The sequence below is a fragment of the Streptomyces sp. NPDC053431 genome (genome assembly GCF_044544925.1).
Taxonomy (GTDB): Bacteria; Actinomycetota; Actinomycetes; order Streptomycetales; family Streptomycetaceae; genus Streptomyces.
The window spans coordinates 130,282-146,378 of record NZ_JBITXX010000003.1; the positions used below are offsets into that span (position 1 = coordinate 130,282).

General features: G+C 74.2%; 12 protein-coding genes, 2 tRNA genes and 1 pseudogene. 5 read left to right on the plus strand and 10 right to left on the minus strand.

The features are described 5' to 3' along the window. Positions 1-5: 5 nt before the first annotated feature. Positions 6-611, minus strand: coding sequence for a histone deacetylase (locus ACIGXE_RS10045; protein WP_399745410.1), 606 nt, complete (start codon positions 609-611; stop codon positions 6-8). A 603-nt stretch (positions 612-1,214) separates the two neighbouring features. Between ACIGXE_RS10045 and ACIGXE_RS10050 the strand changes: the two genes are divergently transcribed. Next, positions 1,215-1,574 (plus strand): hypothetical protein, encoded by a 360-nt coding sequence (locus ACIGXE_RS10050; RefSeq protein ID WP_399745412.1) that lies wholly within the window; start codon positions 1,215-1,217, stop codon positions 1,572-1,574. A 353-nt stretch (positions 1,575-1,927) separates the two neighbouring features. After that, the gene (locus tag ACIGXE_RS10055; RefSeq protein WP_399745414.1) at positions 1,928-2,074 is read left to right on the plus strand and encodes a hypothetical protein; all 147 of its coding nucleotides are present in this window, start codon (positions 1,928-1,930) and stop codon (positions 2,072-2,074) included. 309 nt (positions 2,075-2,383) lie between these two features. Here ACIGXE_RS10055 and ACIGXE_RS10060 read toward each other — a convergent pair whose 3' ends face one another. Continuing rightward, on the minus strand, positions 2,384-2,551 hold the full coding sequence (locus tag ACIGXE_RS10060; RefSeq protein WP_399745416.1) for an e9imm peptide: 168 nt from the start codon (positions 2,549-2,551) through the stop codon (positions 2,384-2,386). Positions 2,552-2,671: 120 nt separating this feature from the next. Here ACIGXE_RS10060 and ACIGXE_RS10065 point away from each other — a divergent pair. Beyond that, positions 2,672-2,858: pseudogene (locus ACIGXE_RS10065) on the plus strand (site-specific integrase); the annotation flags it as partial. 88 nt (positions 2,859-2,946) lie between these two features. Here ACIGXE_RS10065 and ACIGXE_RS10070 read toward each other — a convergent pair. Together ACIGXE_RS10070 and ACIGXE_RS10075 are read right to left on the minus strand one after the other, a co-directional pair. Next, positions 2,947-3,019 (minus strand) — tRNA-Arg (locus ACIGXE_RS10070). A 309-nt stretch (positions 3,020-3,328) separates the two neighbouring features. After that, positions 3,329-3,422: transfer RNA gene (locus ACIGXE_RS10075), tRNA-Ser, on the minus strand. A 448-nt stretch (positions 3,423-3,870) separates the two neighbouring features. Between ACIGXE_RS10075 and ACIGXE_RS10080 the strand changes: the two genes are divergently transcribed. Together ACIGXE_RS10080 and ACIGXE_RS10085 are read left to right on the plus strand one after the other, a co-directional pair. Then, positions 3,871-4,314, plus strand: a complete 444-nt coding sequence (locus ACIGXE_RS10080) for an SSI family serine proteinase inhibitor (RefSeq protein ID WP_399745418.1) — start codon at positions 3,871-3,873, stop codon at positions 4,312-4,314. Positions 4,315-4,570: 256 nt separating this feature from the next. After that, positions 4,571-9,115 carry a PAS domain-containing protein gene (locus ACIGXE_RS10085; protein WP_399745420.1) on the plus strand — a complete coding sequence of 1,515 codons (4,545 nt, stop codon included), beginning with the start codon at positions 4,571-4,573 and terminating at the stop codon, positions 9,113-9,115. A 32-nt stretch (positions 9,116-9,147) separates the two neighbouring features. Here the strand turns inward: ACIGXE_RS10085 and ACIGXE_RS10090 are convergent, their stop codons facing one another. From ACIGXE_RS10090 to ACIGXE_RS10115, 6 genes are all read right to left on the minus strand, one after another. Further along, entirely contained in the window at positions 9,148-10,800 is a 1,653-nt protein-coding gene (locus tag ACIGXE_RS10090; RefSeq protein ID WP_399745422.1) for a long-chain fatty acid--CoA ligase, read from the minus strand. Between the two features lie 199 nt (positions 10,801-10,999). Next, on the minus strand, positions 11,000-11,566 hold the full coding sequence (locus tag ACIGXE_RS10095) for a SigE family RNA polymerase sigma factor (protein WP_399745424.1): 567 nt from the start codon (positions 11,564-11,566) through the stop codon (positions 11,000-11,002). 520 nt (positions 11,567-12,086) lie between these two features. Continuing rightward, positions 12,087-13,361: a DUF1906 domain-containing protein gene (locus ACIGXE_RS10100; protein WP_399745426.1), complete on the minus strand. Its 1,275-nt coding sequence runs from the start codon at positions 13,359-13,361 to the stop codon at positions 12,087-12,089. Positions 13,362-13,413: 52 nt separating this feature from the next. Beyond that, the gene (locus tag ACIGXE_RS10105) at positions 13,414-14,580 is read right to left on the minus strand and encodes a lipid-transfer protein (protein WP_399745428.1); all 1,167 of its coding nucleotides are present in this window, start codon (positions 14,578-14,580) and stop codon (positions 13,414-13,416) included. After that, positions 14,577-14,993: a MaoC family dehydratase gene (locus ACIGXE_RS10110; RefSeq protein WP_399745430.1), complete on the minus strand. Its 417-nt coding sequence runs from the start codon at positions 14,991-14,993 to the stop codon at positions 14,577-14,579. Before ACIGXE_RS10110 ends, ACIGXE_RS10105 begins: the two co-directional genes overlap by 4 nt. Then, on the minus strand, positions 14,990-16,096 hold the full coding sequence (locus ACIGXE_RS10115) for an acyl-CoA dehydrogenase family protein (RefSeq protein WP_399745432.1): 1,107 nt from the start codon (positions 16,094-16,096) through the stop codon (positions 14,990-14,992). The genes ACIGXE_RS10110 and ACIGXE_RS10115 overlap by 4 nt, the downstream gene beginning before the upstream one ends. Between the last annotated feature and the right edge of the window lies 1 nt (position 16,097).

A 16,097-nucleotide genomic window follows, 5' to 3' on the forward strand; every position in this document is an offset into this window, starting at 1 on the left:
GGAAATCAGTCCGGTTCACCCGAAGGTGTGGAGCTGGGGTCTCCGATGAGGGCGAGCACGTCGGCGGCGCTCCAGTGGCCGACGACTCCGGGACACCGGGCGAGATAGCCGGCGATCTCCTCGGCGTCCCAGGCTCCGGAAGCCCGTAGCCCGACGGCGATGTGCCGCACGTAGGACTCGGCCGGCACCCGCGGCTCCACCTCGCCCATCGCCCAGGGCGCGGTGATGGCGAGCAGCGGCACGCCGTCGAGGTCCCCGGCGCAGACCACCGTCTCGTACCGCCCCGGCCCGAACGCGAACCGCCCGCGGGCCACCGCCCAGGACAGATCGAGGTCGGCGTCGGGCTCCCGGTACATCTCCTGGGCGGCGATGTCGGAGAACTGCCCGACGGTGATCAGATGCGCCCGCGCGAACACGCTGCCGGGCGCGTCGGGATCATAGAACCCGCGCCCGCCGCCCCACACGGGCGACTCGGTCGCGAAGTACAGGGCCCCGTCGAGGACGACGCTCCGGGACGCGACGGGCGCGGCCCGGTCCCGGCACCGCAGCAGATACCGCCCGAGGCGGGCGCCGTCCGTATTGGACCCGTACGCGGCATACCAGACATGCATGGCGCCGGACCCTACCGGCCACCACACCTCCCGCCGCCGACGTCACGAAGGGGAGGGGACCCCGGTCCCCCTCCAACTCCGCCTCAGGCACGTCAACCTGAGGCCCGCGCCCCCACCTGGAAGCAGCACGCCCCCACGCCGCGCCCAGCTCCTGGAAACGCCCCCGCTCCCGCAAACGCAAGAGGCCCGGACTCTCGTCCGGGCCTCTTGTCACTGTGCACTCGGCAGGATTCGAACCTGCAACCTTCTCTACCGCCAGCACTGACGGCTTCTGACCAGCAAACACCGGCCCGGAGCATCAGACGGCACGGGTAGGCGAGCACTCGGCCCGGGTGCCTGACGCGGGCGCCACGCATCCATGACGCTTCATGCAAACGGACGCCAAGACCCGGATGCGGAGTCGCGCTCCTGAGGGTGTCGTCGGACCCTGAGGAGATGAGCGAACCCCCATCCTGGCAGGAGCCCCGTCCAGATCCGTCTGAGCAGCCACGGGGGCAGGGTGCACAGCAGCCTCAACCCGGCGCAGGCTGGCAGTCGCCACCGGGGGGTAGAGCGCCTTATGGAGCGGCAGCACCACGAAGGAAGCGGCGGAAGTGGCCGTGGGTGCTTCTCCTTCTGGTCCTGCTGGTGGCAGGAGGGTGCGCAGCCATCGTCGCCGGCATCTCCAACGAGGTGTCGAAGGAAGTCACCGTGGAGTACGCAGTCACGGGCGACGCCCGAGACGTAACCATCGCCTACTCCGTCTGGAACAACGACGGCATCTCCTCAAGATCCGAAACCGTCAAGAAGCTGCCCTGGCGGAAGACCCTGACGACGAAGGGCTTCATGAAGGGCGGATCGCTGCTCATCAGCCTGAGCGGATCAGGAGGCACCGCCACATGCTCGGTGTCCGTGGACAACGACTCGCCGAAGACGGCCACGGCCTCGGGGCCGTCAGCAGCAGCTACTTGCAGCGGCTTCTGAGCTAGCCAAAACGCAGCCGGCTCGCCTTACCGCGCTTCTTCTTGCCTTGCCTGCACAGGAGTTGACTGGTTCTGCTAACGTGGAACCACCAGATGTCCCAACGACGCAAACGGGACGCTGTGCCGTGTAGGAGATGCGAGGCCTATCAGGCCAACGCCCCTCCAGCCGCTTACTTTAGCTTCGAGAACTGAGCGTCGGCAGATCTCAGCCTGAAAACACCCGTTGGGTGGTTGGGCTGAGGTCTGTTCTTTTTTTGCCCAAGCACCCTCCAATCCGGAGGGACCGAATTGGTTACGCAGCCCGCACAGCGTCCGCAGAGCACGAAGATCCTCTGCGTCCTGCTGGCAGGATCCTTGGCCGTCATCGTCTCGCTGATCGCCGGCATCCTCGTGAGCACGACCGGGGCGACGCTCGCCGAGGCCTTCCTGTATGGAGGCAGCGCGTTCGCGGTGAGCATGACGCTCTTCCTGGCCGTTCTTTCAGCCATTGGGCTCGTGTGACCGCAGCCACGGGCCCGCTGCCACCACCACAAGCAGCGGGGCAGGCTTCTGGGCCCCAGGTGGAGCGCCCTGCTCGACGAACGACCTGAGCCCCAGAAGCCCGGCCTGCCATGGCTTGCCTGGGTCGACAGCAGGCGGGATGACAGCCCCCACCCCAACCACGAACCGGCCGGCAGAAGCACGACGGGCCCCGTCAGCTGGAGCGGGGCGGAGACAGGAGCCCAGGGCCGGGGCGACGGGCCCGCGACGCCGCGCCGTGCGCGGCGGAAGCGCCCTTGATGAAGCAGAGAGAGTCTTACCGCACTGCCCTCAGAGGGCGATCGGCTTGTAGGCCGGTGCCCTGTCGACGATCTTCTCGGCCGTCAGCTCCGGATCGAAGTCCCAGAAGATGTAGTTGCTGATGTGAGGACAGACCAAGCCTCGTTCGAGGTCGGCCAGGATGTCGCCCACCTCGTCCTCGGAAGCCTCCGCGTTCATGAGGCGCTGCACGCCTCCCTCGGGAAGGTCCCAAGCCGCGCCGGCGCCGCATCAAGCCGTGGTCCGGCGCCGAGGCAGATCAGGTCCTCGCGGACGCCGCCGACCGCGACGATCACCTGAACACCCGGCACGTGCAGCTCACTCCTGGTCGCCCTCGAGGTCCACCCGAAGGTGGCGCAGGGAATCCTGCGGCACTCGCAGATCGCCGTGACGATGGAGGTCTACCCGAGGCGAGGAGGAGGAGGAGGAGGTGCGGGCCGCGATCGGCAAGCTGTCCGACGTGATGGGCGGGGCCACCACCGGTTGATCGCGATCGGCACGGTTGCTGTACTTCGCTGCCGTACAAACCCGATAACGCAAGAGGCCCGGACTCTCGTCCGGGCCTCTTGTCACTGTGCACTCGGCAGGATTCGAACCTGCAACCTTCTGATCCGTAGTCAGATGCTCTATCCGTTAAGCTACGAGTGCTTGTTTTGTTTTCCGCCTCCGCTCCCCGGCCTTTCGGCCCGCTCGCGGCGACAGGAAGAACATTACATGACTGCCGCCGTCATGTGAAATCCATTGACCCCACCCCTTGTGACCTGCGAAAACGCCGCATGGGTGGCCGATGGGAGCGGGGCGGGAGGGGGTGCGGGGGCGGGCGTTCCGCGGGCGGAATCGAGGAAAAGAGACCGGGGTCACACCGGATGGGGCTCAGGTGGTGGTCGCGGGTCGCGGGCGGGTCACGCGGTCCCGGAAACGACCGAAGCCCCGGTCGGGACGACCGGGGCTTCGGGCTGGCGGAGGCGGAGGGATTTGAACCCTCGATGGGCTTTAAGACCCAAACCGCATTAGCAGTGCGGCGCCATAGACCGGACTAGGCGACGCCTCCTTCGCACCGCGCGCGTACGCGAGTGGTGCGTGCAGATGATGACACAGACGAGCGCCGCGCCACCAATCGCTTATCACCGTACTAGGACCCCGGGGCCCAGGGCAAAGGCCCCGCCCTGCCCGCGCGCCCCGCCACCGGCCCCGGCCCCCCGGCCCACCCCGGGCCTTCGGCCCCGGCCCCGGCCCCGGCCCCGGCCACCAAGCCCAGGCCCCCAGCCCAGCTTCGGTCGCCCCCGGGCCGGCCCGGCCTCCGCCGACCCAGCGCCGGTCGGCTCCGGCCATCCCCGGTCGCCCGCCGCCCGGCCCGCGCCCCCTCCACCCGGCGCATCCCACATTGCGCAACGGAGCGGAGTCCGGAGCGTTAGTGAAGGGGGAACGGTCTGCCGTCCCTCAGCGCCCCGCCACCACCCGCGCGCGCCTCACGCGCCGCACCACAACGGGAGTACGTCATGCTGCGCCCCCTTCTTCTCGCGAGCCTCACCGCGGCCGCCACGGCGGTCACCGCCACCACCACCGCCTTCGGGCTCGGGACGCTTCCCCCGCTGCCGCTGCTCTCCACCCCCGACTCCCTCACCGTCAGCATCGAGCGGAGCGGGCACGCCGAGGCCGACGGGACCTTCGAGCTGAGGTGCGGCGGCACCCCCGGCGGCACCCACCCCGCCGCCGAGAACGCCTGCAAGCGGCTCGCGCAGTTCGCCCAGGACGGCGCCGACCCCTTCGCGCCCGTGCCCGCCGACCAGATGTGCACGGAGCAGTACGGCGGTCCGGCCACCGCCCACATCACCGGCCACTGGAAGGGACGCGGCGTCGACGCCCGCTTCTCCCGTGCCAACGGCTGCGAGATCGGCCGCTGGGAGAACCTGCGCCCCGTGCTCCCCCGCGTCACGGGCTGAGCACCCGGCCGGGCGAGGAACCGAGGGACCCCGCGCCCTCTGACGAGGGACGCGGCGGGCAGCCGGCCGGGGCGGCGGAGCCGGGCACCGTGCCGGGCACGGAACCTCCACCCCGTGTCCCTAGGCGGAGCCTCTCCCTCCCTTAGACTCCCTCCGTGACAGGCCGCGACCCGAGGGGCAAGATGGGGCCCGCCGGCCACTAGGCACCAGGCAAGGGCTGCAGGCAAGTGCAGTGGGTTCAGGGAGGAAGCGTCTCGTGAGCAGCAGGCCATCCCGAGGCGCTGCTCGCCTCGCAGCCATACTCGACGCGCTCCCCGACGGCCTCGTGCTCGTGAACTGCAACGGCACGGTCGTCAACGCCAACACCATCGCCCTCGGCATGTTCGAGACCCCCGGCACCGCGCTCGTCGGACGCGGGCTGCTCGACCTCCTGCCGGACTTCGACTCGCGCCTCATCCCCGGTTCGATGCGCCGCCCCGAGGGCACCGACGACCGGGGCCGCACCCGGCCCACCCGGATGATGGCCCGCCGCACCGACGGCAGCGAGTTCCCGGTCGAGGTCACCAGCGCCAGCCTGGAGGACGGGCGCGAGGCCTACGACTCGTACAGCGGCTACACCGGCGACGAGCTCCTCATGCTCGTCGTCCGGGACCTCACCGGCACCCTCGACACCGAGGCCGAACTCGCCCGCTCCCAGCGGCAGACCGAGATGATCCTGCGCGCCGCCTCCGAGGGCGTCGTCGGCACGGACACCGACGGCCGCGTCGTCCTCGTGAACCCCGCCTTCGCGCAGATCCTCGGCTACCGCGCCGGCGAACTCGGCGGCGCCGAGCTGCACCAGCTGATCCTCCCCAAGCGCCCCGACGGCGAGCCCTTCCCGTACGAGGAGTCGCCGCTCGCCGACACCCTCCGGTCCGGCCGCAAGCACCGGGTCCGGGGACAGGTGCTCTGGGCGAAGAACGGCGACCGCGTCCCGGTCGACCTCACCACCGCGCCGGTACGGGACGGGGACCAGCTCGTCGGCGCCGTCATGACCTTCACCGACCGCCGGCCGTACGAGCAGCAGGCCGAGGCCCACGCCACCGAGCTCGCCGAACTCACCGACCGGCACACCGCCGAGCTCGCCGAGCTCTCGGAACGGCACGCCGCCGAGCTCGCCGACCGCACGGAGAAGCTCACCGCCGAGCTGGAGCGGCAGAAGGAGCGGTACGAGACCGAGCTCGCCGAGCGGAAGCAGCGGCTCGCCGCCCTCACCGCCCGGCACGAGCAGCTGACCGCCGTGCTCGACGAGTCGCTCCGCGGGCCCCTCGACGAACTGCGCGCCGAACTGAGCACGCTGGCCGCCGACGACGCCGGGCAGCTGTGGCCCGAGGCCAACCAGGTCCTGCACCACCTCGCCGCCGGCTACGCCCGGATGACCACCCTCGTCGACAACGTCCTCGGCTACCAGCGGCTCGACGCCGGCGCGGAGGAACTCGACAAGCACGTCGTCCTGCTCGACGCCGTCGTCACCGCCGGCATCGACGGGTCCGTCGAACTGATCGGCCCGGGACGGGCCCAGTTCGCCGTCCACGCGCCGCCGATCGAGGCCGAGGTCGACCCCGCGCGGCTCACCACCGCGCTCTCGCACCTCGTCGCGGACGTCGCCGGCGTCGACGCGACCGGCAAGAGCAAGGCCGCCCAGTCCGGCGGCTACACCGACTCCACGATCGTCGTCGCGGCCGCCCAGCGCGGTGACGTCGTACGGATCGAGGTCCGCGGCCCGTACGCGGGCGGCGACCCCGTCCACCAGCCGGTCGTCCGCGGAATCGTCGCCGCCCACGGCGGCGTGGTGCAGACGCACGAGGTGCCGGGCACGACCGGCGGCGCGTATGTGGTCGAGGTCCCGCTCGGCGCCGGGCGGGGGACGGTCACCCCGCCCCCGGCACCGGCCCCCGCGACATCCGGGCCGGAGGCCGGCGCCCAGTTCGCCCTCGAGCCCGCGGGGGCGGGGCGCGCACTGCCGGCGCCGGGGCCGGACGCCCTCGACCACCACACCCAGGGCGGACACCCTCAGGACGTGACCGCCGAGACCGGCCACACCCAGGGCAGCCTCGCCCTGCCCGCGCACGCCCAGGGCGGGCACAGCGTCGGCGGGAACCCCCAGGTCGGGCACGGCCAGGACGGGCACGCGCTGCCCGGGCAGGGCCAGGTCGGCCACAGCCTCGGCGGGCACGCGCTGCCCGCGCACGCCCCGGACGGGCACAGCCTCGGGGGGAGCGCCCAGGTCGGGCACGGCCAGGAGGGGCACAGCCTCGGGGGGAACGCCCACGTCGGGCACGGCCAGGAGGGGCACAGCCAGGTCGGGCACGGCCAAGACGGGCACAGCCTTGGTGGGCACGGCCTCGGTGGGCACGGCCTCGGTGGGCACGCGCCGGCCGGGTCGGGTGCGCAGGTCGACCCGGCACAGGCCGACGCATCGCAGGTGGACCCGGCGCAGGTCGCCGGATCCGCCATCCCGTCAGCGCCCGTCGGGCCGTCGGCGGTCGACCCGGCGGCGGGCCTCTCGCTGCCGGCCGACGCCGCTGCGGCCGCGCAGGCGCGGCCCGCGCCCGGTCGGCCCGTACCTCCGCAGTCCGCTGTCCCGCAGCCCGTATCCCCGCAGTCCGTATCCCCCCAGCCCGCTGTCCAGCAGCCCGTCGTCCCGCAGCCCGTCGTCCCGCAGCCCGCGTCCGGCGCCGGCGACGGGCCCGCTCTTCCCGCGCAGGCCTCGCACGCCGACGCGAGCTTCGGCGGCGTCGCCCTCGGCGGTGCCAACGGCACCCACGGCGGCGGTCGGCGGCGGGCCCGGCGGGCGGCGTCCACGGACGCGTTCCTGGCGAGCCCGCTGGCGCCCGAGGGCGGCCCGGTGCCCGAGCCGACCGGCCGACGCCGTGGCCGTACGGACGCCACGCCGTCCACCGGTGCGCCGGGAGCCCCGGCCGAGCTGATTCCCGCCCAGAGCGCGGGGGCCGGCGCCCCCACCGGCACCGGCCGGCGCCGTGGCCGGCCCGCCGAGGGCTCCGTCGTGACCGCCGCCGAAAGCGCGCAGGGGCGCCCCGCGCTCGGCCTCGGCGACACCGTGCCGCCGCAGGGCGTCCCGGTCGAGGCCGCCGGCCCGGCGCTCGCGCCCGCGTCCGCGCCCGCGCTGCCCGCCGTCGCGTCGGAGGAGGCGCCCGCGTCGCAGCCCACCGGGCGCCGGCGGCGTGCGCTGGCCGCCGCGCAGGAACGGGCCGCCGCGGCGGAGGCGGGACCGCGTACGCCGTTCGCGCTGCCGCCCGCCGACGCCGACCGCGACCACGAGGAGCGGCACGAGGCCGTACGGGCGCTGCCGGAGGACGAGCACACGCCGCCGCAGCCGCGCCCGCTGCCCACGCCGCCCGTCGCCCCGGCCCCCGCGCCCACCACCAGTGGGACCGGCACCGGGTCCGTGCCCCTTCCGCCCGAGGTTCCGATCGGCCGGGGTCCTGCCCCGGCCCCGGCGGCGGTCGCCTCCGCCACCGCTCCTGCTCCTGCTCCTGCTCCTGCTCCAGCTGCGGCTCCGGCTCCGGCTCCCAAGGAGGGCGCTCAGGGGCGTGCCTTCAGCGTGCGGACGCTCGGTCAGGGCGTGCCCTTCGTCCAGCCCCCGGCCGCGGCGACCCCGCCCGGCGGGACCGCCGTCGCTCCGTCCGGGCGCCGGCGCAAGCTCGGCAACCCCGCGGAGGAGGGCCGGCCCGCGCTGCCGGAGACCGTGGGCAAGGCTCATCCGCAGCAGGAGGCGCGGCCTCAGGCCCCCACCGCGGCCCCGACCGCGGCCCCCGTCTCGTCCCCGTCGCCGACCGTGTCGCCGGCCCCGTCGCCGTCCCCGGCCCTGTCGCACCCCCTTCCCGGGCCGACGCAGGTTCCGGCCGCGCCCAAGCTCGGGCCGACGCTCGCGCCGACGCCCGCGCCCGAGGGGCGTGCCTACGCCATAGGGGCGCCCGCCGAGGGATCGGCGGAGGGGCCGGAGCCGCTGGACGGTCCGGGCGGTGCTGTGGAGGTGTCGAACCAGCCGCTGCCGCAGCCCGTCGACGACGAACTCCCCCCGGAGCCGCTGGACAACCCGCGTCGGCTGCTCGTCTGGCCCGCGCCGGACGTGGCCACGCAGCAGGCGCTGAGCGACCGGGGCTACCGGCCGGTGATCGTGCACTCCCGCGAGGAGGTCGACGCGCAGATCGCCGCCTTCCCGGCCGCGCTCTTCGTCGACCCGCTGACCGGGCCCATCACCCGTACCGCGCTGCAGTCCCTGCGGCAGGCGGCCGTCGCAGCCGAGGTGCCGGTGCTGCTCGCGGCGGGGCTCGGGCAGGCGACCCGGGAGGCGGCGTACGGCGCCGACCCGGCCGTCCTGCTCAAGGCGCTCGCACCGCGCGACAGCGAGCAGCATCCCTCCCGGGTGCTGCTCATCGAGGAGCACGACGACATCGCGCGGGCGCTCGCGGCGACCCTGGAACGGCGCGGGATGGTGGTGGCCCGGGCGGCGACCGACACGGAGGCCGTCACCCTGGCCCAGCAGATCCGCCCGAACCTGGTGGTGATGGACCTGATGCAGGTGCGCCGCCGCCGGGCCGGGATCATCGACTGGCTGCGCGCGAACGGGCAGTTGAACCGCACGCCGCTGGTCGTCTACACCTCGGCCGACCTCGACGAGGCCGAGCTGCCCACGCTGGCCTCGGGCGAGACCGTGCTCTTCCTGGCCGAGCGGTCCACCAGCACCGAGGTGCAGGCCCGGATCGTCGACCTGCTCGCGAAGATCGGCACCAACTAGCCGGGTGGGGCCGGTCGGTGCCGTTCCGGCGGTCAGAGCTGGGTGACGTCCAGCTCGCCCTCCGCGTACTGCTTGCGGATCACCTTCTTGTCGAACTTCCCGACGCTCGTCTTGGGGACCGACGGCACGATCGCCCAGCGCTCCGGGAGCTGCCAGCGGGCGATGCCGCCCTCCGCGGCGAGGAACGCGCGGAGCTCCTCGTAGTCCGCCGTCGCCCCCTCCTTGAGGACGACGGTCGCCAGCGGGCGCTCGCCCCACTTCTCGTCGGGGACGGCGACGACGGCGGCCTCGGCGACGGCCGGGTGGCCCATGAGCGCGTTCTCCAGCTCGACCGACGAGATCCACTCGCCGCCGGACTTGATGACGTCCTTGGCGCGGTCGGTGAGGGTGAGGAAGCCGTCGGCGCTGATGACGCCGACGTCGCCGGTCTTGAGCCAGCCGTCCGCGCTGAACTTGTCCTCGGGGCGGAAGGCCTCGCCCCCGGCGCCGCCGTAGTACGCGCCGGCGATCCAGTTGCCGCGGACCTCCAGCTCGCCGGCCGACTCGCCGTCCCAGGGCAGGATCTCGCCGGCGGGGCCGACCAGGCGCGCCTCGACGCCGGTCGGGAAGCGGCCCTGGGTGACGCGGTAGGGCCACTCCTCCTCGGGGGTCAGACCGGCCGGCGGGTGGGCCATGGTGCCGAGCGGGGAGGTCTCCGTCATGCCCCAGGCGTGGCAGAGACGCACGCCGAGCTTGTCGTACGCCTCCATGAGGGAGGGCGGACAGGCCGCGCCGCCGATGGTGACCTGGGCCATGGAGGTGAGGTCGCGCGGGCGCGCGAGGACCTCGGCGAGCAGGCCCTGCCAGATGGTGGGGACGGCGGCGGCGTGGGTCGGCTTCTCGCGCTCGATCATCTCGGCGAGCGGGGCAGGCTGGAGGAAACGATCCGGCATCAGCATGCTGACGCCGGTCATGAAGGTGGCGTGCGGCAGGCCCCAGGCGAGCACGTGGAACTGCGGCACGACGACGAGGGTCTTGTCCTTGTCGGTCAGCCCCATCGACTCGGCCATGTTGACCTGCATGCTGTGCAGGTAGATGGAGCGGTGGGAGTAGACGACGCCCTTGGGGTCGCCGGTGGTGCCGGAGGTGTAGCACATGGCCGCGGCGGTGCGCTCGTCCAGCTCGGGCCAGTCGTACGTGGTGGGCCGGCCGGCGATGAGCTCCTCGTAGTCGTGCACGCGCGGCGCCACGCCGTCCAGGACGGAGCGGTCGCCGGGGCCGGTGACGACGATGTGCTCGACGGTCGGCAGGTGCGGCAGCAGCGGGGCGAGCAGGGGGAGCAGTGAACCGTTGACGATGACCACCCGGTCGGCGGCGTGGTTCACGATCCAGGCCAGCTGCTCGGCGGGCAGCCGGAGGTTCAGGGTGTGGACGACCGCGCCCATGGCGGGGATCGCGAAGTACGCCTCGACGTGCTCGGCGTTGTTCCACATGAGGGTGGCCACCCGCTCGTCGGCGGTGACCCCGAGTTCGTCGCGCAGGGCGTGGGCCAGCTGTCCGGCGCGGGCACCCGCCTCCGCGAAGGTGCGGCGCTGCGGCTCGGCCTCTCCCGTCCAGGTGGTGATGGTCGACTTCCCGTGGATCGTCATCCCGTGCTCGAGGATGCGGGTCACGGTCAGCGGTACGTCCTGCATGGTGCTCAGCACGGCGTCCTCCCGGGGGCGCTACGCGGCAGTAGGTGATGTGGGGGTGTGGAGATTCTGCGCGCGTACCAGGCGGTATGTCACTACCCGAGAGTATTTAATTGCCAGTGATTACTGGCGTAACTGAGGGTAACCCGCGCCGTGCCGGGCCAGGAGGGCTGATCCACCGTCATACGGACGCCCGCACCGACCTCCGTACGGGTCACCGCACCGGGGAGAGCTCGGGGTCCTCGCGGAGCTTGCCCAGGGCCCGGGAGACGGCACTCTTCACCGTCCCGACGGAGACGCCGAGCACCTCGGCGGTCTGCGCCTCGCTGAGATCCTCGTAATACCTGAGGACGACCATCGCCCGCTGGCGGTCCGGGAGCTTCATCACCGCACGCCACATCGCGTCGTGCAGCACCTGCCGCTCCGCCGGGTCCGACTCCGGAAGCCCGACCGGCTCCGGCAGCTCCTCGCAGGCGAACTCGTCGACCTTGCGCTTGCGCCACTGCGACGTACGGGTGTTCAGCAGCGCACGCCGGACGTAACCGTCCAGAGCGCGGTGGTCCTCGATGCGCTCCCAGGCCATGAAGGTCTTGGTGAGCGCGGTCTGGAGCAGGTCCTCGGCGTCCGACGGGTTCGCGGTCAGCGAGCGCGCGGTGCGCAGGAGGACGGGGCCGCGGGCCCGTACGTACGAGGTGAACGACGGGTACGAGGCGAACGCCGCCCGGCCGTTGGCGGCCTTGGAGGCGCCGGCGCAGACGGGGCCAGAGGGTGCCGGAGTCATGGCTCCACGCTATGAGCGGCCGACCGTCCCGGGGATCGGCCCCAGGTCCCGAACCGCGATCCCCCTCAGGTTGTAGGGGTGGGGATGTCTGCACCTCCTGAAGGTGGAGGGGCGGTGTGCCTCTCGTCAGGGTCGAGGAGGAGGAAGGGCCGGGCGCGGGCGCCATCTCGCGGCGCGGCGCGGGCGCGGAAGGGCGGGCGGGCGGGGTGGCGCGGGGGCGGGCGGGGCGGGGTGGCAGCGGCAGCCGGGGGGTGGCAGAGGCGGGCGGGCCGCGGGCTACGCGACCCCCGGGCGCGGGGGCGGGCGGCGCAGGGCGGGCGGGCGCGGGCTATGCGCCTCGGGGCGGGGTGGCGCGGGGCGGGCGAGCGCGGGCTATGCGCCCCGGGGCGGGGTGGCGCAGGGCGGGGTGGCGCAGGGCGGGCGGGCGCGGGATGGCAGGGGCGGCCGGGCGGGGTGGCGCGGGGCGGGCGGGGCGTGGGCTGCACACCCCCGGGCCCGGGCGAGGCGGGCGGGGCGCGGGCTACGCACCGCCGATCCGGGCGACGGGGGCGTCCACGACGCTGCGGTCGATCACCATCCGCCGGCCTCCGTGGGTCTCGGTGACATCGCCCGCGTACTGGTGGATGCGGGCGTGCGGCCGCCAGGCCGAGGACGCGAGCACGCTCTCCGTGTCGAGCGCGGGCACACCCCGCCAGCGCGCGAACCACACCACCGACGGCAGATCCTTCGTGCCCGCCCGCCGCTCCCGCTCCAGCTGCCGGATCCCGGTCTCCGCACTGCTGTAGAAGCCGGGTACGTAGCCGAGGCGGCGGACCTCCCGGCTCCACGCCCGGACGAAGCGGACGGTGGTCGCGGTGCAGCCGGAGTCGCCGGACCGGTACGCCTCGATGTCCAGGTAGAGCGGACTGGCCACGGCGAAGCCGAGGGCCCGCGCCGCCCGCACCGCCTCCCCGGCCTCCTGGGTGCCCTGGAGCCAGGGCGTACGGCCGATCGCGTACCGCCGCTTCGCCTCCGAGTTCACGCACGGCGCCTGCGACCCCACGAACAACGGCAGCACCCGCCAGCCCAGCGCGTTGACCGAGGCCACCCACCCGGGCGTCAGCTCCCGCTGCACCGGGCACCCCCGGCCACGGCCCCCGAAGTACACCCCGACGGCCCGGTACGGCGACGCCTGCCAGGCCCGCATCACCGCCAGCGAGGGCGCCTGGCAGGTGTCGAACGCCCGCCCGGCGAAGTACCGGGGCACGGGCGCCCCGCGAACCGGGGCGGGCGCCGCCGCGGCCGGGTGCCGGTGGGCCGCCGCGGGCGGGTGCCGGTGGGCCGCGGGCGCCGCCGCCGGGTTCCCGTAGGCCGGGGCGGGCGCCCCCGGGTTTCCGTGGGCCGGGACCGGCGCCGCGGCCGGGTTGCCGTGGGCCAGGACCGGCGCCGCGGCTCGGTTGCCGTAGGCCGGGACCGGCGCCGCCGGGGCCGGGTTGGCGCGAGCCGCCTCGGGCACCGCCGCAGCCCGGTTTCCGTGGGCCGGGGCCGGCGCCGCCGGGGCGGGGTTGCCGTGGGCAGGCGCCGCCCCCGGGTTGCCCTGGGCCGGGGCCGGCGCCGTCCCCGGGTTGCCGTGGGGCGGGGCGATCAGGAGCGCTGCGGTCGCGGTCACCAGGGCGCCGGCCGCCGCCAGGAGCGCGCGGGCGCGGGGCCGGCGGTCCGGGCGGTCGGGCGCGGGCGGCCGGCCGGCCGTCCGGGGGCCGTCCGTACCGCCCGGGTGTCCGGTCGCGCGAGGGTGGTGCGGTGGGGTGTGCCTCATGGCGTGAGTGAAGAGCGCCCCGCCCCGCGCGGCCACCGCTGGGGCCGTCCCGTCAGCCGTCCGTGCCCAGGATCAACCCGGACGTGGGAACCCCGGTGCCCGCCGTGACCAGTGTCCTGGCCGCCCCGGGTATCTGGTTCACGGACGTGCCGCGCAGTTGCCGGACGGCCTCCGCGATCCCGTTCATGCCGTGCAGATACGCCTCGCCCAACTGGCCCCCGTGGGTGTTCAGCGGCAGCGCGTCCGCCGCCACGAAGTCGGCCGCCTCGCCCTTCCCGCAGAAACCGAACTCCTCCAGCTGCATCAGCACGAACGGGGTGAAGTGGTCGTAGAGGATGCCCACGTCGATGTCGCCGGGCGCGAGCCCCGAGGTGCGCCAGAGCTGGCGCGCCACCACGCCCATCTCCGGCAGCCCGGTCAGCCCGTCCCGGTAGAAGCTGGTCATCGCCTCCTGGTTGCGCCCCGCACCCTGGGCGGCGGCCACGACCACCGCGGGCGGCCGGCGCAGGTCGCGGGCGCGCTCGGTGGAGGTGACGACGATCGCCTGGCCGCCATCGGTCTCCTGACAGCAGTCGAGCAGCCGCAGCGGCTCGGCGATCCAGCGGGAGGCGGCGTGGTCGGCGAGGGTGATCGGCTTGCCGTAGAAGTACGCGGCCGGGTTGGTGGCCGCGTACCGGCGGTCGGTGACGGCGACATGCCCGAAGGCGTCCGGCGTCAGCCCGTACGTGTGCAGATAACGCTGGGCGATCATGGCGACCCACGAGGCCGGCGTGAGCAGCCCGAACGGCAGCTGCCAGCCGAGCGCCGCGCCCTCCGCGGACGGCTCCCGCTGCTGCACCCCCGATCCGAAGCGGCGCCCCGAGCGCTCGTTGAACGCCCGGTAGCAGACGACGACTTCGGCGATCCCCGTGGCGACGGCGAGGGCGGCCTGCTGGACGGTGGCGCAGGCGGCACCACCGCCGTAGTGGACGCGGGAGAAGAAGGACAGCTCGCCCATGCCGGCCGCCTGGGCGACGGTGATCTCCGGGTTGGTGTCCATCGTGAACGTGACCAGGCCGTCGACGTCGGCGGGGACGAGCCCGGCGTCCTCGAGCGCCGCGTGCACGGCCTCCACGGCGAGGGTGAGCTCGCTGCGCCCCGAGTCCTTGGAGAACTCGGTGGCGCCGATCCCGGCGATGGCGGCCCGGCCGCCGAGCGAGTCCCGGGTGCGGACGCTCATCGCTCCTCCTCCCCCGGCAGCGCGACGGTGACCGTGCCGGTCACGTGGTGCCCCAGGCCGTTGGCCCCGACCACCCGCACCTGGACCCTGTCGCCGTCCACCGCCGTGACCGTGCCGGTCAACGTCATCGTGTCCCCGGGATAGTTGGGGGCGCCCAGCCGGATGGCGACCTTGCGGAGCTCGGCCCGGGGGCCGAAGTGGTCGGTGATGTAGCGCCCGACCAGGCCGTTGGTGGTGAGGATGTTCATGAAGATGTCCGGGGAGCCCTTCTCCCGGGCCAGCTCGGCGTCGTGGTGCACGTCCTGGTAGTCCCGCGAGGCGACGGCCCCGGCGACGATCAGGGTGCGGGTGATCGGCAGGACGAGCGGTGCCAGCTCGTCCCCGGTCCGCGGGGGCCGTCCGGTCGCGGTCATGCCGCCGCTCCTTTCGCGAGCAGCTCGCCCAGTTCGGCGAGGAGTTCGGTGCCGCAGCCCAGATAGGCGTCGAGCTGGCGTCCCCAGAGGAAGTGCCGGTGGACGGGGTGGTCGAGGTCCGCGCCCATGCCGCCGTGCAGGTGCTGGCCGGCGTGGACGACCCGCTTCCCCGCCTCGGAGGCCCACCAGGCGGCCGTCAGGGCGTGCTCGGCCGCCGGCAGCGCCTGGTCGTGACGCCAGGCCGCCTCGTACGCCGTGACCCGGATGGACTCCGTGTCCATGTGCGCGTCCGCGGCTCTCAGCTGCACCGCCTGGTGGGAGGACAACGGACGGCCGAACTGCTCCCGCACGGAGGTGTACGCGACCGCGCGCGCCAGCGAGCCGGCGCAGACCCCCGCCTGGAGGCCGGCGAAGGCGATCCGGGCGGCGGCGAGCACGTCCGCGTACACGCCATGGGGGTCCTCCGCCCGACCGAGGCGCTCGCCCGGGGTCCCGTCGAGGACCAGGCGTCCGGCGGACCACGGGGCCGTGAGCTCGACCGGGTCGGCCGGGCCGGCGTCCGCCGTGCGCACCAGCCACAGGGTCCGCCCCGCGTCCGGCACGAGGACGTGGGTGGCGTCCCTCAGCCAGGGCACCCACGGGACGGTGCCGGTGAGCCGGCCGCGGTCCTCCGCGCCCTCCGAGTCCTCCGCGCCCTCCGAGTCCTCCGCGTCCTCCGCGCCCTCCGCCTGTACCGATCCCCGGCCCTCGGCAGCCGGGAAGGCGCCGGTGACCACCGTCGTGCCGTCCCGGAGCCCGGGCAGCAGCCGGGCGCGCTGCTCCTCCGTACCGTGGCGGGCGACGGCGAGCAGCCCGTACGCACAGCTCGCCGTGAAGGGGACCTGCGCCGTCGTGCGCCCCTGCTCCTCGGCGAGCAGGACGAGTCCGAGCAGTCCGGTCTCCTCGACGGCCTCGGGCAGGCCCGCGGCGCACAGCGCCTTCCACAGCTCGGCGTCGCTGCCGGTGCCGGCGGCGGCGAGCCGCTCGTGGGTGGAGAGGTCGCCGAAGATCCGCGCGGCCAGTTCCCGGGCGGCCTGCTGCTCCTCGGTGGGGGTGAAGTCCATG